This is a genomic window from Streptococcus sp. SGI.013 (assembly GCF_050315295.1).
GTDB lineage: Bacteria > Bacillota > Bacilli > Lactobacillales > Streptococcaceae > Streptococcus > Streptococcus porcorum.
This window is the reverse complement of sequence record NZ_JBNPOS010000031.1, coordinates 1-20,081: the sequence shown is the minus strand read 5'-3', so window position 1 is coordinate 20,081 and position 20,081 is coordinate 1. Positions and strand designations below refer to the sequence as shown.

Genomic DNA, 20,081 nt, shown 5'->3' with positions numbered 1-20,081 from the left:
AAATAAATAAAAAAGATTGGTCAATCCAATCTTTTTTAGAATACTTCATATAATTCTTCTTCAATTTCTTGCGTCAGTTTCTCTCTTTTTTCGGTAGCATCTATATTCAAAACAATACCTACAGCAATCGATAATACCAATAAGCTATTTCCTCCTTGCGATAAGAAAGGAAAAGTTACCCCTGTTGATGGAATTAAGCCTGAAATCCCACCGATATTTACAAAAACCTGCATTAACATCATAGCACCCAAACCAAGTGCTACCATTGAGTTGAAGGGATTTCTAGCTTTAATACCAACTAAAAAAATACGTAAGATAAGGAAGAACACTAGAGCTAATATTAAACTAGCACCAATCAGACCAAGCTCTTCAATAACAATTGAGAACACAAAATCCGTCTGAGCTTCTGGAAGGTAACCATTTTTTTCAATAGAGTTTCCCAAACCGCGACCAAACCAACCACCATTACTCATGGCATAATAAGAATTGGCTAACTGGTGTCCTGAGTCCGTTAAGTCTTCAAACGGATTATAAAAAGCTTTAAACCGCTTTGCAACATAGCCAAAAACTGGTACTTTAGCCACTTTATCTACCCCTATAACTGAAATACTTCCCAATAACAGTGTGGAGCTAATCACAATCGTAAGGATTAGAGAAACAAACCACCTATAGCCAATTCCTGAAACAGAGAACAAAACAATAGCTGTCAATACAATAATGGAAGCATTTCCCAAGTCTGGCTGCATAGCCACTAGCCCTATCAAAATAGCGGTATAGGTTCGCCAATCTCTAAAAGTTCTTGGTAAAAATGTTCCTTTAGTCAAAGCTTGGTAGTCTTTTTGAGCGATGGACTGTTGACGTCTTGAAAAAGTAAAAGCTAAAAACCAAACTATAATAATTTTTAGGTATTCTGCTGGCTGAAATGACAACGGACCAAGCATAATCCAACCACGAGCACCATTAACTTCCTCGCCAAATACACGGGCAATTATCAACAAAAGAATTTCGACTAAGATAACCATTGACACAACCGTTGGTTTCCTTAAAAAATTCAATTTTAAGCGATAAATAAAAGCAATACCAATTAAACTTATAATCCAAAATACACCTTGGTTAATAACCGAACGAAAAGGATTCAATCCGTATTGCACCATAGTTACGCTAGTTGTCGAATATACTACTATCAATCCTAAAATAGATAGGATTAAATAAGGAATTAAGATTGAGTAATTTAATAACTGCTTTTTGTCAATTTTCGTCATCAATAATGTACTTCCTACTCTTTACAATGTATCATTGGCATTATATCATCTTTGTGTTTAAAAATAAACTCGTAGACAAAACATCAAAAATACTAGAGTAACAAAAATACAATAATAAGTTGAATATAGTGTGAACATCCTGATAAAGAATCTGATTAAAAAGAGAGAAAAAGCAGTATCAACTGCTTTTTCTCTCTTTTTAATTAGTAGCAACCTATCCAATGATCTAAACTATCAGTATATTATCACTACTTATATTAACCTGAGTTACGGAGACCAGTAGCAATACCGTTAATAGTGATGTGGATAAGTTTTTCTTGTTCTGGACTAAGTTCTCCTCGGCGTAAGCGTTCAATCAATTCAATTTGAATATAGTTTAACACATTGAAATAAGGAAGACGATAATCTAAACTAGCTTTCAGGAATCCATTCTCAGCTAATAACTCTTTTTGATCTTCGATAAGCAAAATAGTATCTTTGGTTAACTGCCACTCATCTAAGATAATATTAAAGACAGATTTGATCTCTTCACTTTGACAGAGCTGAGCATATTCAAAAGCAATATTCATATTAGACTTAGACAACACCATGTCAACATTAGACAGGAGAGCCTTAAAGAATGGCCAAGTCTGATACATTTCCTGTAACTTAGACAGATTTTTAGGATCTTTTTTAATGAAATTATTAAAACTAGATCCTACACCATACCAACCTGGGAACATCACTCGGTTTTGAGACCATGAGAATACCCACGGAATCGCACGTAGCCCACTAATCTCAGTAATGGTTTTACGAGCTGCTGGACGTGAGCCAATATTTAAACTAGAAACTTCTTTTATAGGACTGGCTTCAAAGAAATAATCATAAAAGTTTTCATTGCCAAAAACAAGATCACGATAAATTTGATTACTTTCACCAACAATTTCATCCATAATCTCTGTGTAACCTGAGATTTTATCAGCTGGTACAACTTGATTAGAGACCATACGGTCCATAGCAGCTGAAATCAACATTTCAAGGTTATAATAAGCTGCATCTTTATTACCGTATTTATTTCCAATCACCTCACCTTGCTCTGTTAGGCGAATACGATCTTTGATAGTCCCAAACGGCTGAGATGAAATAGCATAATACGATGGACCACCACCACGACCGACTGTCCCACCACGACCATGGAAGAAGGTCACCTTAATACCACGTTCCTCACCGATACGTGTCAAATCTTTCTGTGCTTTGTACAAGGTCCATCCTGATGATAGATAACCGCCATCTTTGTTGGAGTCCGAGTAACCCAACATGATTTCCTGGTAATTATGGTTGGCTTTAATCCATTGTTTCACAAGGTCTAACTCCAGATAAGAGGTCATAATGTCAGCTGAATTATCCAAATCTTCAATAGTCTCAAAAAGTGGAACAATTTGGACACGCGCAAGATCCTTATCTACTAATCCAACCTCTTTTAACATGACAGCAAGTTCTAACAAGTCTGAAACGCTTTCTGAGTGAGAGATGATATTTTGCTTAATAATCTCTTCTCCTAACGTGTCTTTTAATTGGCGTGCTGTCTTGAAGATAGCTAACTCTTTTTCAAGTAAGTCTGATTTAGGTGCATTTGTGGCAGACAAAATTCGTGGATCTTCTGTCAGTTGTTTTAATAAAAGCGCACACTTTTCATCTTCTGATAAGCTACTGTAATCTGGTGCAATATTAGCTGATGCCAATAATTCCGCCACACAAGCTTCATGGACAGATGAATCTTGACGCATATCAATACTAGCTAGATAAAAACCGAAAATTTCTACTGCTTGTAGTAATTCTGTCAAGTCTCCCTTAACTAAAGTCTCCCCATTAAAGCGAAGGAGAGATGCCTTAATCGTTTCTAAGTCCGCTTTAAATTCAGTAGCTTTTGCATAACGTGGAGAGTGATCTTTACCTTTCGTTAAATAGGTACGTGTATTTTCTAGACGCTCTTTAATATAGTGAAAGGCTCTACGGTACAGCTCCTTCTCACGAAATTCTGAACTATCATTGGATAATGCTGCCAAGGCTTCTAACTCTTTTGAAACCTCTGTCAAACTTGTTGAAAGAGAAAAGTCAGAATACAAACTCTCAACCTTTTCAATATAGTAACTTAAGATAACCTCTCCTTGTACCGTCGCTGACAATCTCAAAGTTTCAGCCGTTACAAATGGATTACCATCTCGGTCTCCACCAATCCACATTCCCATTGTAATGGGTTTAGGATTATCTAAAACAATCCCTTTTTCTAAAGCCAAGGTTTTATATTCTGTTACAAGACTTGTAATTGCTGTAATTAAGCCTTTATTATAATAATCTGTAACATTCTTGATTTCATTGGTGACTTTGAGCTTCTTCTCTCGGATGATGTCTGTCTGCATAATCATTTCAACATAAGCACGCAGCTCATTTAACCATTTGTCCTTATTGAGTAGGCCCAGCTTAACGTCACGGTGTTTTCGCAAAAGTTGGTGAATCTGATTAGTTAAGCCCAACATTGTCTTTCGTTGCACCTGAGTTGGATGTGCAGTTAAGACAGGCACAACATTGACATTTTCTAAAATTTCTTTAGCATTTTGACTTTGGGAAACAATATCAAGTGTGGTTGAGATTTTTCCAACATAATCCTTATTGATATTATTTTGATAATTAATCTCATAGGCTAAATCAACATCTTCAGAAATATTAATCAACAAAGGTAAGATTGAAAAGTAACGCGCAATGACATCCATTTCATCCGTTGATAAATCACCTACGATTTGATTAACCTCTTGATAATTTTGAGCTCTAGATAACTCTGTCAGTGTTTGAATTTTTTTAAAAACTTCTTGGCTGACCATTTTTTGGGTTGTTTCATCTAATAGCCTCGTTAGGATATCCACTTCCTCTTTAATAATCGTCTTGTCGCTACTACCCTCTAAGTTTGGAATTAATTTTGTTTTTTCCATTCTCTCTATACAACTCCTTATCATAAAGACAGCATTTGACTTGAAAATCCTGACCCTTTAATTTTTTAGTCTACTGCTTCTATCATACCACTTTTATACTAAAAGTAAACCGAAATTCCTAAAATTGTCTATTATTTCAGAAATGTTCTGATTTTTTTGAAAATAACAACTCTTCTACTTTCATATATCCATTTTTACTCTCTTTTTGATATACTAAACAAAAAGAGGAGGTTATGATGAAATTAAAAGATAGAACAAGTTTTCCAGAAAATGAGCTTTGGGATCTCTCTGCTCTCTACCAAGACCGCGAAGATTTTTTAAGAGCCATTGACAAAGCTATGGAGGATATCTACCTTTTTAGACGCAACTATTTTGATGGTCTAAATGAATTGGAAGATTTTGAAGAAGCTTTTTTAGCATTAGAACAAATTTATATCCAAATGAGCCACATCGAAAACTATAGCTTTATGCCACAAACCACAGACTATGGGAACGAAGAATTTGCTCAGATCGCACAGACTGGTACTGACTTTATGACGAAAGCTCGTGTTCTTCTTAGCTTTTTCGACGATGCTTTATTGTGTACAACAGATAGTATCTTGGATCAATTAGAAAAAAATCACCACCTTAGTAGCTATATTCGACAAACAAAAATAAAAAAAGCCCACTATCTCGGAGCTGAGCGTGAGCAACTGCTAACCCAACTTGCCGATACTTTCTCTGCCCCTCAAGATATTTACACTAAAATGCGTGCAGGAGACTTTAAAATGGAAGATTTTGAAGTTGACGGGAAAATTTATTCGAATAGTTTTGTCAGCTATGAGAATTTTTACCAAAACCACGAAAATCACCTGGTTCGCCAAAAAGCTTTCAGATCTTTCTCAAATGGACTACGCCAACATCAACATGCTGCAGCAGCCAGCTATCTAGCCCAAGTCAAATTAGAAAAAGAAATCGCTCATCTTCGTGGCTATGATTCTGTATTTGATTATCTCCTTGCCGAGCAAGAGGTTGATCGTTCCATGTTTGATCGTCAAATTGATCTGATTATAAGTGATTTTGCCCCTATCGCTCAAAATTATCTTAAACATGTCGCTAAAATAAACAAACTCGATAAAATGACTTTTGCTGATTGGAAACTAGATTTAGACAATCGTTTAAATCCTGAGGTTACTATTGACCAAGCCTATGAACTTGTGATGAAATCGTTAAAACCTCTTGGGGACGTTTATACCAAGGAAGTTAAAAGCTATCAAACAGAGCGTTGGGTTGACTTTGCAGCTAATCAAGGAAAAGACTCTGGTGGCTATGCAACTGATCCTTATCGTGTGCACCCTTATGTCTTGATGAGCTGGGCGGGTCGTTTAAGTGATGTTTATACACTAATCCATGAGATTGGGCACTCTGGACAATTTATTTTCTCAGACAATCATCAGAGTTATTTTAATACCCATATGTCCACCTACTATGTTGAGGCCCCTTCAACCTTAAACGAGCTTCTTTTAAGCGACTATTTAGAGAAAGCTTTTGACAATCCACGTCAAAAACGCTTTGCATTGGCTCATCGCCTAACAGATACTTACTTCCACAATTTCATTACACATCTACTAGAAGCAGCCTTTCAACGCCGTGTTTATACATTGATTGAGGAAGGTAAAACCTTCGGAGCAGAAACACTAAACCGTATTATGAAAGACGTTTTAGAAGAATTTTGGGGAGATGCTATCGAAATTGACGATGATGCAGCTCTGACATGGATGCGACAGTCTCACTATTATATGGGACTTTACAGCTATACCTATTCTGCAGGACTGGTCATCTCAACAGTAGGTTATCTCAATATCAAGAAAGATAAAGACGGTGCAAAACGTTGGTTAGAATTTTTAAAATCTGGTGGAAGTTTACCACCTCTTGAAACCGCTCAAATTATTGGTGCAGACATCAGTACAGAAGAGCCACTTCGCCAAACTATTGCTTTCCTAGATCAAACCGTCCAACAAATTATTGCATATAGTGAGGAATTACAATATGACAACACTCTATAACTTCACTTTGACTGCCCAAGATGGTAGCCCAGTAGCCTTAGAAAAATATAAAGGTAAGCTAGTCCTAATCGTTAATACTGCAACAGGATGTGGACTAACCCCTCAATATAAAGGACTACAAGAACTCTACGATGCCTATCAAAATAAAGGATTTGAGATACTAGATATTCCTTGTAACCAATTTAAACAGCAGGCACCTGGCAGTGCTGAAGAAATCAACAGTTTCTGTAGTTTAAATTATGGCACTACTTTTCCACGATTTGCAAAAATAAAAGTAAACGGAAAAGAAGCAGACCCTTTATATCAATGGATGAAAGAAGAAAAGAAAGGTCCTTTTGGAAAAGTGATTGAATGGAATTTCACCAAATTCCTAATTGATCGAGAAGGAAATGTTGTTAAACGTTTTTCTTCCAAAACAGAGCCAGAAAAAATGATGTCAGAGATTGAAAAATACCTATAAAAAATAAGACAGAAAAAGAAAATCCTTTTTCTGTCTTATTTTTTATGGTCAATTCTTATAAACTTCTTGATAAAATTCTATTTTATCACCATCTTGAATCTTAATTTGATCAGCTGATTTTGGTGCTAACTCATCATTAACATCAAACATCCAATATTTTCCAGCTTTTTCATCTTGTTTGACACCATCAATTGCTGTAATAAAGCCATCTGTTTCTTCTACGTCATAATTCGCTTTTAAAAGGTCCATAACAGTATCACCTTGTGTAAAGCTAACCTTCTCATCTGTTGTATTTTTATCTGTTTTAACAACTAATTGTACCAAATGCTCCTCAGAAGAAGATGAACTAGTGGTAGTTTGATGACTCTGACAAGCCACTAATAAGGTGGTCGAGAAAAATAGTAAAACTAAACTATAAATCTTTTTCATTTGAATAAAATCTCCTAAAAATAGAATGTATCAAGGGATAAAAGAATAGAGTTGATAAGCTATGCGCTATATTATAAGGCATTCCAGACAAGACATAGAGCCAGACTTTTGTACCAAATAAAATCGCTGACCAAGTATCAATTACCATACCGTAGACAATCCCAAGTATAGCAGCAAAAATCGCTTGATAGCCCAAACGATCTAAACTAACTCCTATTATTTTAACAGGTTTAAGATAATTTGTCAGGGGGTATAGGACATAAAACCAAATAGTTAATACCAAACTAAAGCTTCCAATTTGCCATAGCACCCATGGACCAAAACCAAGTAAAAAGCTTGAGACAAACATGGTAAGAGCTGTAAGCATAATGCCTTCTGGTAAGCTGAAACACACACTAACAACCAAAAATATAGCAGTAATCGGTTGGACATTAGGAAGACCTGAAAAAGCATAGCGCAATACAATACAGAGGGCTGAAAGTAAAGCCAATCGACTTAGTTTTCGTAATAACATTATCATTCCTCCATCTCTTTTTCTTAACTTTAATAAACTTATCATCCTATGTCAAGTATGTATCTTTTTTTCTATTTTAAGCATCTCGTTTTGATTTTTTAGCAACTTTAAGTTACAATAGAAAGGATGAGAAAGAGAATTAAACCAATATTTGTTATTGTTCTTTTTACTTTATTTGGACTTGTATTGATGATTTCACGCATACATTTAAATCAATTAAAAAAATCAACCTTTGAAACTGCTAGGAAACAAATTCCATCATCTAATAGTTCCAGCTCTAGTAAATCGAGCTCAAAGACAAAGTCTTCTGACGAACCGTTTGTCTTAAACCCTATTATCGATATCTCTGGCTGGCAACTCCCATCTGAGATTAATTACGATACTTTGTCTAAAAATATTTCAGGCGCTATCATTCGTGTTCAGGGAGGATCAGGTATTGCTTTTGAAAATAATGCTGCTCATGAATCAGGAATTGATAAATCCTTCAAAACACATATCAAAGAATTTCAAAAACGTGATGTTCCCGTAGCTGTCTACGCCTATATCCGTGGCTCTTCTGTATCAGAAATGAAAAAGGAAGCTCAAACATTTTACAAAAATACTTCTCCTTACAACCCTACTTTTTATTGGGTTGATGTGGAAGAAAAAACAATGTCTGACATGGACAAAGGGGTTCAAGCCTTTCGCAAAGAGTTAGAACGCTTGGGCGCTAAAAATATCGGTATTTACATAGGGACCTACTTTATGGAGGAGCATGGTATTTCCACCACTGGTTTTGATGCTGTCTGGATTCCTACATATGGAAGTGATTCTGGCTACTATGAGGTGGCACCTGTCACTGACTTAGATTATGATTTACATCAGTATACTTCTCAAGGCTATCTTCCAGGTTTTGACCAACCTCTTGATTTAAATCAAATCGCAATCACTAAAGATACAGAAAAAACCTATAAAAAATTGTTCACTATTCAAAAATAATATTGACAATTAAAAAATCAAGCGTTATAATGATTAAAATTTAAGATTTTCACAAAGGAGTGCTGTTAAGCTGAGATCGCTATTGCGAAATCCTCGAACCTGATCTAGTCAATACTAGCGTAGGAATTGTGACTGACTTTAGCTTGTCTTTAAGATCAGACTCCTTTTTGTGATTCAAAAGGAGTCTTTTTATGTCTAAAAAACAATCCTCAACAATTCTTGTTGAAACTGCCATTGTTGCCTCTTTTGCAATGAGTCTATCACTGCTACCTGACTTAGCTGGTTGGTTTACACCATCTTTAGGTGCCATCCCTTTGGTTGCTTTTTCATTAAAACGTGGTCTTCGATACGGCTTACTTGCCGGCCTTATTTGGGGGCTATTACATTTTATTTTGGGGAGAGTTTATTATCTCAGTTTTTATCAAGTCTTAATAGAGTATCTTTTGGCCTTTACTTGTATGGGATTAGCTGGACTTACTAGCCATAAATTTCAAGATACCTTAAAAAAAGGAAGTCTGCTTACTTCATCTTTTTGGGCTATTTTAGGAATAACTATCGCAGTTTTGATACGTTATTTCTGGCATTTCCTAGCTGGTGTCATTTTTTGGTCTGACTATGCTCCAAAGGGGATGTCACCTTATCTCTACTCTTTTATGGTAAACGGCAGTGCTTGTGGACTAACCTTTATTCTTTGTGTCATCATTTTCTTAGCTATTTTAAAATTCCAATCCAAACTACTAAAAAATTGATCACAAGGATTTCCATTTCGTATTTTATCAAGTTTGTGATATGATATTAAACATGGCTAAAACAAGAAAACGACAATCTAAATCAACGACAAAAAAAAAGCGACATAAACAGAAAATCATTTCTTTTAGCGCGATACTTTTTTTCCTCATCCTTCTTGGTTTTCATTTTACTTTCTCTATCACAACCTCAACACATTACCAGTCTAATCAGCAAGCCAGTTTGACCAATACTACGCTTTATTCGTTCCCTTACTCCATTTTAGGAACAAAACAGACTAAACAAACAGATGTGATGGTATCTGATTATTATTTGGTTCACAAAAATGGCAAAAAACTAACCTATGCTAAAATCAAATTTTCAGGACAATCATACTACGTTCTGGCAAAAGACTTAAAACTAAAACAAACCAATAGTATCAATACCTATCTAGAAGAACACCATTACCCTAAAACTACTTTTTCCACTGAATATCAAGGATTTTCTAAGCAAGCCTACCAAAATTTTTGGAAAAAACCTAGAGGAGTTATCATTCATGATACTGGCAATGAAGATTCAAGTATTGATTCAGAGGTAAGTTATATGACCAATAACTATTCCAGTTCGGGAGTTTTTGTTCATGCTTTTATTGATAGCAATACAATTTTAAGGATAGCAGATACCAACTATATGGCGCAAGGCGCAGGACCTTATGCCAATCCTTACTATATTCAATTTGAAATGACACATGAATATACTGCGGATGGCTTTGCAAGACAAGTTGGAAATGCTGCTTATTATACAGCTTATATGCTAAAAAAATATAACCTCCCTATTACTCTAGGACAAAAAGATGGTGACGGAACACTTTGGACACACGAAATGGTGTCACTTTACCTTGGAGGCACTGACCATATTGATCCTACAGCTTACTGGTCAAGTGCCGCAAGTGAGTACTTTGGGAGTGACTATACAATAGAGGATTTCCGAGATCTTGTCCAAGCTTACTATAATGAGATATAAATGGTATAATAAAGATACCATTTTTTATTTTGGAGGAAAATATGATTTCTTGGATTTCCCGTTTAATTAAGGGGGTTATTATTGCACTTGGCTTTATTTTACCTGGTGTATCAGGTGGGGTTTTAGCCTCAATTTTAGGACTTTATGAGCGCATTATTTCTTTTTTAGCTCACATTCGTCAAGATTTTGTTAAAAATGTTCTGTTTTTTATTCCAGTTGGAATCGGTGGAATTCTAGGAATCGCACTTTTTTCAGCACCGCTTGAATACTTACTTGAGCACTACCAAGTTCCTGTCCTATGGGCATTTTCTGGTGCCATTATTGGAACTTTGCCAAGTCTATTGACAGAAGCTACTGCTAAATCAAAACGTGATACAACTGATATCTTGACCTTAGTCGCTACCTTTGTTGTCTCTGGACTCTTACTCTTTTTCTTAAACGATCTGGTTGGAGAAATCCCTGCTAACTTTGGTACTTTTATTCTAGCTGGTGTCCTTATCGCTTTGGGAGTTTTAGTCCCTGGACTAAGCCCATCCAATCTTTTACTTATTATGGGACTCTATACTCCCATGTTAACAGGTTTTAAAAATCTCGACTTGCTTGGCGTCTTTCTTCCAATCGCAATCGGTGGTGCTGTCACTATGCTAAGCTTTTCAAAAGCCATGGATTATGCTTTGACTAAGTTTCATTCTCGTGTTTATCATTTTATTATCGGATTGGTTTTATCAAGTACCCTATTGATTGTTATTCCAAACCCTCGAAGCGCTGAAAGTATTTCCTATGCTGGACTTGGTATTGGTGGGATTTTTACGACCCTACTTTTATTTGGCTTAGGGATTGCTCTAGGACTTTGGATGAGTAAACTTGAGGAAAAATACAAATGAGTAAAAAAGCAAAAGTCAAAAAAACTTTAGTGGATCAGATTTTAGATAAAGCTAAAATTCCTCATGACAGCCTGATGTTTAATGGCCTTGAAGGAGAGATGCCAGAGGATATCAGACAAGATGATATTTTTAAAACTTTGGCATTAAAAGGAGATAAGACAGGCCCTGTTATTGGAATTTTACCTATTACAGAGCATCTTTCTGAAAAGAAATTAGCTAAACTATCGGGTAACAAAAAAGTTACCATGATTCCTCAAAAAGATTTGCAAAATGTTACAGGCTATGTGCACGGTGCCAATAACCCTGTTGGGATTCGCCAGAAGCATAATTTCCCTATCTACATTGATCAAACTGCTCTAGACAAAGGAACCATGATTGTCTCTGCTGGAGAGTTAGGACGTTCTATTCGTATTGATAGTCAACTCTTAGCTGATTTTGTCAGAGCTGAATTTGCAGATATTAAGGAGTAAGGCATGCGTTTATTAGGAAACTTGATTTGGTTTATTTTGGCTGGCTTTTGGTCTTGGTTAGCTTGGACTTGTGTTGGAATCTTATTTTGTATGACGATTATTGGGATTCCTTTTGGGCTTCAATTTTTTAAAATTGCACGTTTTGGACTATTTCCATTTGGGCGAACTATTGTCCCTTCTCCTAAAACCAGTAGTTTATTATTAAATATCATTTGGATTGTCTTTTTTGGCTGGGAGTTAGCCTTAGGACATTTAGCATCTGCTTTCTTACTTTGCCTTAGCATTATTGGCATTCCTTTTGCTATTCAATCTATTAAACTAGCTGGGCTTTCACTATTTCCATTTGGAGCAGAGTTTGAGTAGGAGACATTATGAAAATTTATCTTATTCGACATGGGAAAACTCAGTGGAATTTAGAAGGACGCTTCCAAGGAGCAAGTGGAGACTCTCCTCTTTTACCTGAAGCTAAAAAAAGTGTAAAAAAACTGGGACAATATCTAGCAGATATCCCCTTTGATGCTATTTATTCAAGTGATCTCCATCGTGCCATCACAACAGCTGAAATCATCTCACAAGAACACCACCCTCCCTTATTGGTACAAAAAGAAGCTTCTCTAAGAGAATGGGACTTAGGGACATTAGAGGGGCAAAAAATTAGCATTATGGAAGCAATCTACCCCAAACAAATGGAAGCTTTTTCCCATAATCTCGCTCGGTTTGATCATAACGCTTTTGATGCAGAAAGTGTTTACCACACTACACAACGTATCGGTCACTTTATTAAGAGTCTATACGGCAAAAAAGATAGCATCTTAATCGTTGGGCATGGCGCAAGCCTGACAGCTGCCATTCGTTCTTTACTAGGTTATGAATATGCTAAACTACGACAAAATGGTGGACTAGATAATGCTTCTATCACTATTTTAGAAACCAATGACGGTCAAAATTTCAAGCTCATCACATGGAATGATACCAGTTATGATAAATAAAAATTGGGATAGTTAATCTATCCCAATTTTTATTGACTATACTTCATCCGAAGAATTTTTTCTTGTTTTTTATTGAGTCGTAAAAGAATCACGACTTTATCTATAGACATATTACTTTCCAATAAACGTTCAGCCGCCATCATCAAACCATTGTTTATTCCCAGTTGTAAAATAGGGTTCTTTTTATCATTAACATCAAAAATAAATTTATTATCAGGTAAATCAAAAAGAACTTTCACCGCGCCAAATAATTGCTCAAAACTATCAATTTCAAGATCAAACACTGGCTTTGTTCCAGGCTTTAAACTACGCCCACGATGATTAAACCACATCGAATGCCAGCCTCCGTTAAAAGCTCCCATGACATCATTATCATAAGAATCTCCCACATAGAGTGTTGTTGAGGGGTTCATATCAAATTGTTCCGCTGCAAGATTAAAAATTTCCTTTTCTGGTTTTTGAAAACCTGTCGCCTGACTGACAATCACGCGTTTGGGATCCACATAATCATACAAGCCCAACTTCTTCACTTTTTTTAATTGATGCTCAGTTGGCCCATTAGTAATAATACCCATAGGGACATTTTTAGACTTTAAAAAATCCAATGTCATGCGCATCTCATCTAACATGGTAATATTTTCTAGCTCATGCTCATAAATTTCCTGAAAATGAGTACCATCAGCTTCTGAAATTTCTCTATACCCAAACTCTAAAAGCGTCTCTCGGCAACGCCAAAATCGAAAATACTCTGTCGTCCACTCTCCAGCCATAACTCGTGGAAATCCAATGTCTGAATAATGACGAAATCGGATATAAGCCTGATGAATTTGTGTCATATCAAAATCAGGAAAGCACTTCTCCATAGCCAAACGATAAGGGGCTTGTTGGTCATAAATGGTATCATCAACGTCAAAAACAATAGATGTAATCATGGTATCCTTTTTCTTTCAACAAAAAATTTTTACGCCTTATTATACTATTTTTTACTAAGGAGTTCAAATCTAGAAAAAGCATAATATTTGATGAAATCATTGTCATTTTATGATAGAATAGAAAGGAAAACGATTTGGAGGAAAGCAATGTCTAACGAACATGTAGAAGAATTAAACGACCAACAGTTAGTTCGTCGTGAAAAAATGTCTGCCTTAGCTGAGCAAGGGATCGATCCATTTGGAAAACGTTTTGAACGTACTGCAAACTCAGCTGAATTAAAGGAAAAATACACTGATAAAACTAAAGAAGAGTTGCATGAGATGGGAGAAACTGCCATTATCGCTGGTCGTATGATGACAAAACGCGGTAAAGGTAAAGCTGGTTTTGCTCACATTCAAGACCGCGAAGGGCAAATTCAAATCTACGTCCGCAAAGATGATGTCGGGGAAGAAAATTACGATATTTTCAAAAAAGCTGACCTTGGTGATTTTCTTGGTGTTGAGGGAGAAGTGGCTAAAACTGGTGTTGGTGAGCTAACAATCTTTGCGACTAGTATCACACACCTATCAAAAGCGCTACGTCCCTTGCCTGAAAAATTCCACGGCCTAACCGATGTGGAAACCATTTACCGTAAGCGTCACCTTGATTTGATTTCTAATCGCGACAGTTTTGAGCGCTTTGTCACACGTTCAAAAATCATCTCTGAAATGCGTCGCTATATGGACGGTCTTGGCTTCCTAGAGGTCGAAACACCTGTTCTTCACAATGAAGCCGGTGGTGCTGCTGCTCGCCCATTCATCACTCATCACAATGCACAAAATATGGATATGGTACTTCGTATCGCTACCGAACTCCACCTCAAACGCTTAATCGTCGGGGGTATGGAGCGTGTTTATGAAATCGGTCGTATCTTCCGTAATGAAGGCATGGATGCTACTCACAATCCTGAATTCACAACGATTGAAGCCTACCAAGCCTATGCTGATTTCCAAGATATTATGGATTTAACAGAAGGGATTATCCAACACGTTACCAAGGCTGTCAAAGGGGATCAACCTGTTATCTACCAAGGAACAGAGATTAAACTCAACGAACCATTTAAGCGTGTTCACATTGTTGATGCTGTCAAAGAACAAACAGGTATCGATTTTTGGCAAGAGATGACCATCGAAGAAGCAACTGCTTTGGCTAAAGAAAAAAATGTCCCTCTTGAAAAACACTTTACAACAGTTGGGCATATCATCAATGCTTTCTTCGAAGAGTTTGTTGAGAAAACACTTATCCAACCAACCTTTGTTTACGGACATCCTGTTGAAGTATCACCTCTTGCTAAGAAAAATGCAGACGACCCTCGCTTCACAGACCGATTTGAACTCTTTATCATGACTAAAGAATATGCCAATGCCTTTACTGAGCTTAATGATCCAATTGATCAATTAGCACGCTTTGAAGCACAAGCTGCTGCTAAAGAACTTGGTGACGACGAAGCAACAGGTATCGACTACGATTACGTCGAAGCACTTGAGTACGGTATGCCACCAACAGGAGGTCTCGGTATCGGTATTGATCGCCTCTGCATGCTATTGACAGATACTACTACTATTCGTGACGTTTTACTTTTCCCAACGATGAAATAAAATGAAAAAAGAATATATCGCTTTCTTATCTGCAGCTATTTTAATCATCTATGGTCTTCTTACTCAAAAATTTTTATTTGTTGGACTAGGAATTACCTTTATACTAATTGGAATTGCTGAAATATTAAGAAACAAGAATCATTAAAAAAATCACCTCGACACATGTGTCGAGGTGATTTTTGGCCTACTGTCATCTAGCGATTAGCCCCATACTTCTTTAACAATTTCTTGAATGAGAGCTAACTTTTTCCACTGATCTTCAATGGTTAATTTATTACCTTCTTCTGTTGAAGCAAAGCCACACTGGGTGCTAAGGTAAAGATCTTCAAGAGGAATGTATTGACTAGCTTCTTTGATTCTAGCGATCACCTCTGTCTTATCTTCTAGATCTGCTGATTTTGAGGTGATCAAACCAAGTACAACTTTTTTACCTGGTGTAACTTTAGCAAGAGGTTCGAATCCACCTGCACGCTCTGTATCAAACTCAAGATAATAAGCTTTAACATTTTCTTTTCCAAAAAGTGTTTCAGCTACCTTATCATATCCACCTTGAGATGCCCATGTAGAATGGTAATTGCCACGACACACATGCGTTGTAACATTAAGGTCTTCTGGCAAATCTTCCAAAATACCATTATTTAAGGTAAGAAAATCAGCACTTAACTCTTGACGAATCTGTTCAGCTGTCTTTCCAGTGTGTCCTGCAATCAGTTCCATTACGCGATCATCAACCAAAGTTCCCCAAGTACAGTCGTCCAACTGTAAATTACGCAAACCCACTGCATAAAGATCAGCAATGACGTCTTTATAAGCCTTAATAACATCCGCAAACAACTCTTCCTTATTTTCATAATAAGTAAATGTATTTGCTGTATGCTCTGCATCACGAATTAATTCAAAGTAAAACTGAGCTGGTGAAGGAATTGTTAAGCGTGAAGCCAATCCTTCTTGATCAGCTAAGTCTTTTAAGAAAGTGTAGTGTGCAATAAAAGGATGATTCTGTCCTGATATTTTGCCTGTTAAGGACGCAGCATCTGGCTTAGTCGTCTCATCATGAAATTGATAGCCAATAGCAGCTTGTGTATGTGCTACTCCTTCAAGTCCCCAGAAAAAATCTTGATGCCAGTAAGCACGACGAAATTCACCGTCTGTCACACTCTCGAGACCAGCAGCTTTTTGTTGTAAAACTAATTCACGAATGGCTTGATCTTCTACGGCAGTCAATTCTTCTTGTGAGATTTTCCCAGAAGTAAACGCGTCACGCGCTTCAACTAAGGCTTTTGGACGTAAATAAGATCCAACATGATCTACACGGAATGGGGCTGTTTGATGGGTCATAAAATTTCTCCTTGCGATATAATAAGATCATTATAACAGGCACTTGACTTCAAAACAAATTCTTATTTTTCATAAAAAGATATAGTTTTAGACTATATCTCTTTTATAGGCACTTTCTTTATAATATAGTCACTCTATTGGGGTTAGTTGTTCCATCCCTAGTAATCTTTTATATGAAGTTGTCAAGCAAAAAAACCTCACTAAGATTATACACCTAGTGAGGTTTTTATGATTATTTTCATTATTCTAAGGCGAGGGAAAGGGCGGAGCCATCATAGATAGTTTGATCTGCCTCTTTTCAACCTAATTTTTAAAAGCATTTACCAAGACTTCAAACTCTTCATTTGAAAGAGTAATCCCTTTCCCCATCTTAGTGTGATCGGGACTCCAAGTTCTAATATCAAACTTAGCTGGTGCGCCATTAAAGCTGACACGGTTCAACTCTTTTGTCCAACCTTTGTCGTTTTCTGATAAAACGAGCAATTTTTCTTCAATTTCAAATTTAAATTCTGCCATAGGATTTCCTTTCTATTTTTTATTCGTAAAAAATGGTGTTAAATCCCAAATACTGAAGGATAAGTGACTAAACCTCTGACCTGCTCTGCTTTTTCTTCTAAAAATTTCACCATAAAATACTGATTGTCCACCTCAAAGGGAGGTTTTATGCCATGGTCGGATGCTGTTTGATAACCAAAACAGCTATAATAAGCAGGGTCTCCAAGAATAATAATCGTATCATACCCTTCTTTTTTAGCAACATTTTCAGCTTCTAATAATAACTAGCGACCAATCCCTTTTCCTTGATAAAGCGGATGAACAGACAGAGGAGCTAGAGCCAAGGCTCTGCTTTTTTCCACCTTTATCTCAGTTAATAAGACATGTCTCACCATCTCTTTCTCGTCAGTAGCAATCAAGCTAAGCTTAGGATGATATGCTGGATCTTGACGAAGTCTTTGAACCAAGTCTGCTTCTTACCTATCAGAATGAGGACTACCATTAAACGCTAAAGTAATCAACTCCTCCACCTGTTTATAGTCTGAAAGGGATTCTTGTCTGATGGTTAGCATTAAGCACGTACCGTTTGACTTGAGCCATCTGTTTTATAGAGATTAATCAGTCCTTCTTGACGATTACGAATCATATCTCCTGGTTCTACCTTTTGCGGTACGGTTATCGTTAATAATTCCATTGGATTAGGGGCGCGGTCAATTTTATTCCCCTTATCATCATGAAGATCTGTGATCGTCGCATCAAAATGGCGGAATCCTGGACCATAAAACTCGACCTGATCTCCTTCTGTAATAACATTACGTTGACGAATAGTTGCCGTCATAGTCTCTTCATCAAAGGAAACGACTTCACCCACAAATTTATACTGCGGAATTTTACGACGAGCACCAAAAAGCTGCATATTTTCATCTGGTGTTTCATAGTAAAATCCTGTTGCCAACTCACGTTGCGCAACTTTCCACATTTCATCAATCAAATCTTGTTTAATGGCTTCAAACTTTTCTGGGCTCTCAAGATAAGCATCAACACCTGCCTTATAAACATTTGCTACGGTTGAAACATAGTGAACAGACTTCATTCGACCTTCGATTTTAAGGCTATCCACACCATTTTCAATCATATCTGGTAAATGCTCAATCATTGACATATCTACAGCAGACATAGAGAACTCTTCTGGAATTTCACCTTCTAGACTCTTTCTTTCTTGACCAAATGGCATCTCATAAAGGTCATACTTCCAACGGCAAGACTGTGAACAACCACCACGGTTAGCATCACGCATACTCATATGGTTTGACAAGGTGCAACGTCCTGAATAAGAAATACACATAGCTCCATGAACAAAGGCTTCAATTTCAACATCTGTACGACGACGAATATCAGCCAACTCTTCCATAGAAACTTCACGCGCCAAAACCACACGTGTTAACCCTAGATTTTTCCAGAATTCAAGTGTTTCTACATTAGTAGCAGATGCTTGTGTCGAGAGATGAATTTCAAGACCTGGCGCTTCTTCAGCACAAATCTGAATAAGTGCTGGATCGGATACAATTACTGCTGCAATGCCGATATCACGTAAGCGACGGAACCACTCTCCTGCTCCTTTTTCATTTCCCTCATGGGTTACCATGTTTGCTGCCACATAGACTTTTGCACCGTACTTTTTCGCAAACTCTACTCCCTCTTCCATTTCTTCAAAAGTAAAGTTTCCTGCACGGCTACGCAAACCATAAGCTTGCCCACCAATAAAAACAGCGTCTGCCCCATAATGAATGGCAACTTTTAATTTTTCCAATGTACCAGCTGGTGCTAAAACCTCTGGACGTTTTTTTACTTGTGTCATTTTATACTCCTATTTGCAAGATAGATGTAAGATAGTGCTCCTGAAAATAGACAAATCTAGCACTGTGAGACATTACTTGACCATGTCTGGGTCGTAGTCATAAAATCCGGTATCAAGACCGCGCTCCTTAGGGTGATGTTTTCTAATCTCTTCATCAAAGACAAAAGCTTGATCTTGAGTAAACTCACCTTTTTCCATCAAGTCACGCGCCTTCACGAAAACAGTTGCAATAGCAAGGAAATCTTGACCTGGTGTATAGAGTCCCTCTAATTTCCAATGGCTAAAGCCATGCTCATAAACCTCTAACAATTTAGGCATCAAATCCAAATCATTGTTAGCAAAAATATGAGTACCATGCTTATCCTCAAAGATAGAATAATGTGAGTCTGGATCATTTGGCTCACTTAAGAAAAGATTACGCTCACGCGATTTTTCTTCATTCATCTTAGTAAAGTTATAGTAATTTTGTAACAATGGGCGTTTTGACTGGTGAATAATGCTAGCGCCATAAACCAAAAGTTCAGCTGGAATATCAAGATTTTCAGCCATAATAAAGAGTTCAGCTGATGGAATCTCTCTAGCCAATACAGCTTCTGAAATTCCCGCATTCTTAGCCCAAAAATTGATTTGACGGCTAGAGGTCACCATTGTTGAGGCATCATAGATCGTTTTTAAGGCTATACCATCACGCTGTAAGGCATAAAAAACCCCAGCATCCCCAACAGTGATATAGTCAACTCCAATAGATTCTAAAAATTTCAAGTATTCTGGAAGAGAATCCATCATATCTTGATGCATCAAGGCATTGACAGCGACCACCATTTCTTTACCAGCATTATGGATAAGGTCAGCAAGTTCCCTCATCTCCTCACGACTAAAGTGATAGGGAAGACGAAGACCATAATCGCCTTCTCCTACATAAATGCGATCGACACCGAGAGCTAGGAGAGCTTTTGCTTGGTCCATGCTCTCTGCAGTTGCAGTAATCATAATTTTTTTCATAACTCATCCATTATAGCAAATCTCATGCTTTTTGGCATAAAATAATACAAAAATCTTGATTTTCTCTTTATT

21 protein-coding genes and 1 riboswitch are annotated in these 20,081 nt (G+C 37.0%); of the genes, 11 read left to right on the top strand and 10 right to left on the bottom strand.

Annotation, left to right across the window (positions count from 1 at the left end; translation table 11 throughout):
• Positions 1-35: 35 nt before the first annotated feature.
• Together ftsW and ppc are read right to left on the bottom strand one after the other, a co-directional pair.
• On the bottom strand, positions 36-1,262 hold the full coding sequence (gene ftsW / locus ACQRDX_RS07695; RefSeq protein WP_354368273.1) for a cell division peptidoglycan polymerase FtsW: 1,227 nt from the start codon (positions 1,260-1,262) through the stop codon (positions 36-38).
• Between the two features lie 257 nt (positions 1,263-1,519).
• Positions 1,520-4,228: a phosphoenolpyruvate carboxylase gene (gene ppc / locus ACQRDX_RS07690; RefSeq protein ID WP_427895812.1), complete on the bottom strand. Its 2,709-nt coding sequence runs from the start codon at positions 4,226-4,228 to the stop codon at positions 1,520-1,522.
• A gap of 236 nt (positions 4,229-4,464) precedes the next feature.
• Between ppc and pepF the strand changes: the two genes are divergently transcribed.
• Together pepF and ACQRDX_RS07680 are read left to right on the top strand one after the other, a co-directional pair.
• Positions 4,465-6,273 (top strand): oligoendopeptidase F, encoded by a 1,809-nt coding sequence (gene pepF, locus ACQRDX_RS07685; RefSeq protein ID WP_427895810.1) that lies wholly within the window; start codon positions 4,465-4,467, stop codon positions 6,271-6,273.
• A complete protein-coding gene (locus tag ACQRDX_RS07680) occupies positions 6,257-6,733 on the top strand; it encodes a glutathione peroxidase (protein ID WP_427895808.1) in 477 nt (158 codons plus the stop codon). The genes pepF and ACQRDX_RS07680 overlap by 17 nt, the downstream gene beginning before the upstream one ends.
• A 48-nt stretch (positions 6,734-6,781) precedes the next feature.
• Here the strand turns inward: ACQRDX_RS07680 and ACQRDX_RS07675 are convergent, their stop codons facing one another.
• Together ACQRDX_RS07675 and ACQRDX_RS07670 are read right to left on the bottom strand one after the other, a co-directional pair.
• Complete coding sequence (locus ACQRDX_RS07675) at positions 6,782-7,162, bottom strand: DUF4430 domain-containing protein (protein WP_427895806.1); 381 nt, start codon at positions 7,160-7,162, stop codon at positions 6,782-6,784.
• Positions 7,146-7,676, bottom strand: a complete 531-nt coding sequence (locus tag ACQRDX_RS07670) for an ECF transporter S component (RefSeq protein ID WP_354368744.1) — start codon at positions 7,674-7,676, stop codon at positions 7,146-7,148. The genes ACQRDX_RS07675 and ACQRDX_RS07670 overlap by 17 nt, the downstream gene beginning before the upstream one ends.
• 126 nt (positions 7,677-7,802) lie before the next feature.
• On the opposite strand from ACQRDX_RS07670, the gene ACQRDX_RS07665 reads away from it, so the two are divergent.
• From ACQRDX_RS07665 to ACQRDX_RS07635, 7 genes are all read left to right on the top strand, one after another.
• Positions 7,803-8,654, top strand: coding sequence for a glycoside hydrolase family 25 protein (locus tag ACQRDX_RS07665; RefSeq protein ID WP_427895804.1), 852 nt, complete (start codon positions 7,803-7,805; stop codon positions 8,652-8,654).
• A 45-nt stretch (positions 8,655-8,699) separates the two neighbouring features.
• Positions 8,700-8,797, top strand: a riboswitch (TPP riboswitch).
• Between the two features lie 48 nt (positions 8,798-8,845).
• A complete protein-coding gene (gene thiT, locus ACQRDX_RS07660) occupies positions 8,846-9,403 on the top strand; it encodes an energy-coupled thiamine transporter ThiT (protein WP_354368740.1) in 558 nt (185 codons plus the stop codon).
• A 40-nt stretch (positions 9,404-9,443) separates the two neighbouring features.
• Entirely contained in the window at positions 9,444-10,403 is a 960-nt protein-coding gene (locus ACQRDX_RS07655; RefSeq protein WP_427895802.1) for a peptidoglycan recognition protein family protein, read from the top strand.
• Between the two features lie 41 nt (positions 10,404-10,444).
• Entirely contained in the window at positions 10,445-11,287 is an 843-nt protein-coding gene (locus tag ACQRDX_RS07650; protein WP_427895800.1) for a DUF368 domain-containing protein, read from the top strand.
• A complete protein-coding gene (locus ACQRDX_RS07645; protein ID WP_354368734.1) occupies positions 11,284-11,757 on the top strand; it encodes an aminoacyl-tRNA deacylase in 474 nt (157 codons plus the stop codon). Before ACQRDX_RS07650 ends, ACQRDX_RS07645 begins: the two co-directional genes overlap by 4 nt.
• A gap of 3 nt (positions 11,758-11,760) precedes the next feature.
• Positions 11,761-12,120, top strand: a complete 360-nt coding sequence (locus ACQRDX_RS07640) for a YccF domain-containing protein (protein WP_354368732.1) — start codon at positions 11,761-11,763, stop codon at positions 12,118-12,120.
• An 8-nt stretch (positions 12,121-12,128) separates the two neighbouring features.
• On the top strand, positions 12,129-12,746 hold the full coding sequence (locus ACQRDX_RS07635; RefSeq protein ID WP_354368730.1) for a histidine phosphatase family protein: 618 nt from the start codon (positions 12,129-12,131) through the stop codon (positions 12,744-12,746).
• A 29-nt stretch (positions 12,747-12,775) separates the two neighbouring features.
• Here the strand turns inward: ACQRDX_RS07635 and ACQRDX_RS07630 are convergent, their stop codons facing one another.
• Positions 12,776-13,678: an HAD family hydrolase gene (locus ACQRDX_RS07630; RefSeq protein WP_427895797.1), complete on the bottom strand. Its 903-nt coding sequence runs from the start codon at positions 13,676-13,678 to the stop codon at positions 12,776-12,778.
• Positions 13,679-13,825: 147 nt separating this feature from the next.
• Here ACQRDX_RS07630 and lysS point away from each other — a divergent pair, with 147 nt between their 5' ends.
• Entirely contained in the window at positions 13,826-15,316 is a 1,491-nt protein-coding gene (lysS, locus tag ACQRDX_RS07625; RefSeq protein ID WP_427895795.1) for a lysine--tRNA ligase, read from the top strand.
• Between the two features lies 1 nt (position 15,317).
• On the top strand, positions 15,318-15,461 hold the full coding sequence (locus ACQRDX_RS07620) for a hypothetical protein (protein ID WP_354368724.1): 144 nt from the start codon (positions 15,318-15,320) through the stop codon (positions 15,459-15,461).
• Positions 15,462-15,517: 56 nt separating this feature from the next.
• On the opposite strand, the gene ACQRDX_RS07615 is transcribed toward ACQRDX_RS07620, so the two are convergent.
• The 5 genes from ACQRDX_RS07615 to ACQRDX_RS07595 form a co-directional block, all read right to left on the bottom strand.
• Positions 15,518-16,654 (bottom strand): 5-methyltetrahydropteroyltriglutamate--homocysteine S-methyltransferase, encoded by a 1,137-nt coding sequence (locus ACQRDX_RS07615; protein WP_427895793.1) that lies wholly within the window; start codon positions 16,652-16,654, stop codon positions 15,518-15,520.
• A 303-nt stretch (positions 16,655-16,957) separates the two neighbouring features.
• Positions 16,958-17,170: a YdbC family protein gene (locus ACQRDX_RS07610; protein ID WP_354368720.1), complete on the bottom strand. Its 213-nt coding sequence runs from the start codon at positions 17,168-17,170 to the stop codon at positions 16,958-16,960.
• A gap of 263 nt (positions 17,171-17,433) precedes the next feature.
• A complete protein-coding gene (locus ACQRDX_RS07605) occupies positions 17,434-17,616 on the bottom strand; it encodes a GNAT family N-acetyltransferase (protein ID WP_427895791.1) in 183 nt (60 codons plus the stop codon).
• A gap of 104 nt (positions 17,617-17,720) precedes the next feature.
• Positions 17,721-19,007, bottom strand: a complete 1,287-nt coding sequence (locus tag ACQRDX_RS07600) for a peptidase U32 family protein (protein ID WP_354368716.1) — start codon at positions 19,005-19,007, stop codon at positions 17,721-17,723.
• A 72-nt stretch (positions 19,008-19,079) separates the two neighbouring features.
• Positions 19,080-20,009: a peptidase U32 family protein gene (locus tag ACQRDX_RS07595; RefSeq protein WP_427895788.1), complete on the bottom strand. Its 930-nt coding sequence runs from the start codon at positions 20,007-20,009 to the stop codon at positions 19,080-19,082.
• Positions 20,010-20,081 lie beyond the last annotated feature (72 nt).

What these genes read in the sequence shown, in the direction of transcription:
- ftsW (WP_354368273.1), bottom strand. Translation starts at nt 1,262, where the DNA reads ATGACGAAAATTGACAAAAAGCAGTTATTAAATTACTCAATCTTAATT.
- ppc (WP_427895812.1), bottom strand. Translation starts at nt 4,228, where the DNA reads ATGGAAAAAACAAAATTAATTCCAAACTTAGAGGGTAGTAGCGACAAG.
- pepF (WP_427895810.1), top strand. Translation starts at nt 4,465, where the DNA reads ATGAAATTAAAAGATAGAACAAGTTTTCCAGAAAATGAGCTTTGGGAT.
- ACQRDX_RS07680 (WP_427895808.1), top strand. Translation starts at nt 6,257, where the DNA reads ATGACAACACTCTATAACTTCACTTTGACTGCCCAAGATGGTAGCCCA.
- ACQRDX_RS07675 (WP_427895806.1), bottom strand. Translation starts at nt 7,162, where the DNA reads ATGAAAAAGATTTATAGTTTAGTTTTACTATTTTTCTCGACCACCTTA.
- ACQRDX_RS07670 (WP_354368744.1), bottom strand. Translation starts at nt 7,676, where the DNA reads ATGTTATTACGAAAACTAAGTCGATTGGCTTTACTTTCAGCCCTCTGT.
- ACQRDX_RS07665 (WP_427895804.1), top strand. Translation starts at nt 7,803, where the DNA reads ATGAGAAAGAGAATTAAACCAATATTTGTTATTGTTCTTTTTACTTTA.
- thiT (WP_354368740.1), top strand. Translation starts at nt 8,846, where the DNA reads ATGTCTAAAAAACAATCCTCAACAATTCTTGTTGAAACTGCCATTGTT.
- ACQRDX_RS07655 (WP_427895802.1), top strand. Translation starts at nt 9,444, where the DNA reads ATGATATTAAACATGGCTAAAACAAGAAAACGACAATCTAAATCAACG.
- ACQRDX_RS07650 (WP_427895800.1), top strand. Translation starts at nt 10,445, where the DNA reads ATGATTTCTTGGATTTCCCGTTTAATTAAGGGGGTTATTATTGCACTT.
- ACQRDX_RS07645 (WP_354368734.1), top strand. Translation starts at nt 11,284, where the DNA reads ATGAGTAAAAAAGCAAAAGTCAAAAAAACTTTAGTGGATCAGATTTTA.
- ACQRDX_RS07640 (WP_354368732.1), top strand. Translation starts at nt 11,761, where the DNA reads ATGCGTTTATTAGGAAACTTGATTTGGTTTATTTTGGCTGGCTTTTGG.
- ACQRDX_RS07635 (WP_354368730.1), top strand. Translation starts at nt 12,129, where the DNA reads ATGAAAATTTATCTTATTCGACATGGGAAAACTCAGTGGAATTTAGAA.
- ACQRDX_RS07630 (WP_427895797.1), bottom strand. Translation starts at nt 13,678, where the DNA reads ATGATTACATCTATTGTTTTTGACGTTGATGATACCATTTATGACCAA.
- lysS (WP_427895795.1), top strand. Translation starts at nt 13,826, where the DNA reads ATGTCTAACGAACATGTAGAAGAATTAAACGACCAACAGTTAGTTCGT.
- ACQRDX_RS07620 (WP_354368724.1), top strand. Translation starts at nt 15,318, where the DNA reads ATGAAAAAAGAATATATCGCTTTCTTATCTGCAGCTATTTTAATCATC.
- ACQRDX_RS07615 (WP_427895793.1), bottom strand. Translation starts at nt 16,654, where the DNA reads ATGACCCATCAAACAGCCCCATTCCGTGTAGATCATGTTGGATCTTAT.
- ACQRDX_RS07610 (WP_354368720.1), bottom strand. Translation starts at nt 17,170, where the DNA reads ATGGCAGAATTTAAATTTGAAATTGAAGAAAAATTGCTCGTTTTATCA.
- ACQRDX_RS07600 (WP_354368716.1), bottom strand. Translation starts at nt 19,007, where the DNA reads ATGACACAAGTAAAAAAACGTCCAGAGGTTTTAGCACCAGCTGGTACA.
- ACQRDX_RS07595 (WP_427895788.1), bottom strand. Translation starts at nt 20,009, where the DNA reads ATGAAAAAAATTATGATTACTGCAACTGCAGAGAGCATGGACCAAGCA.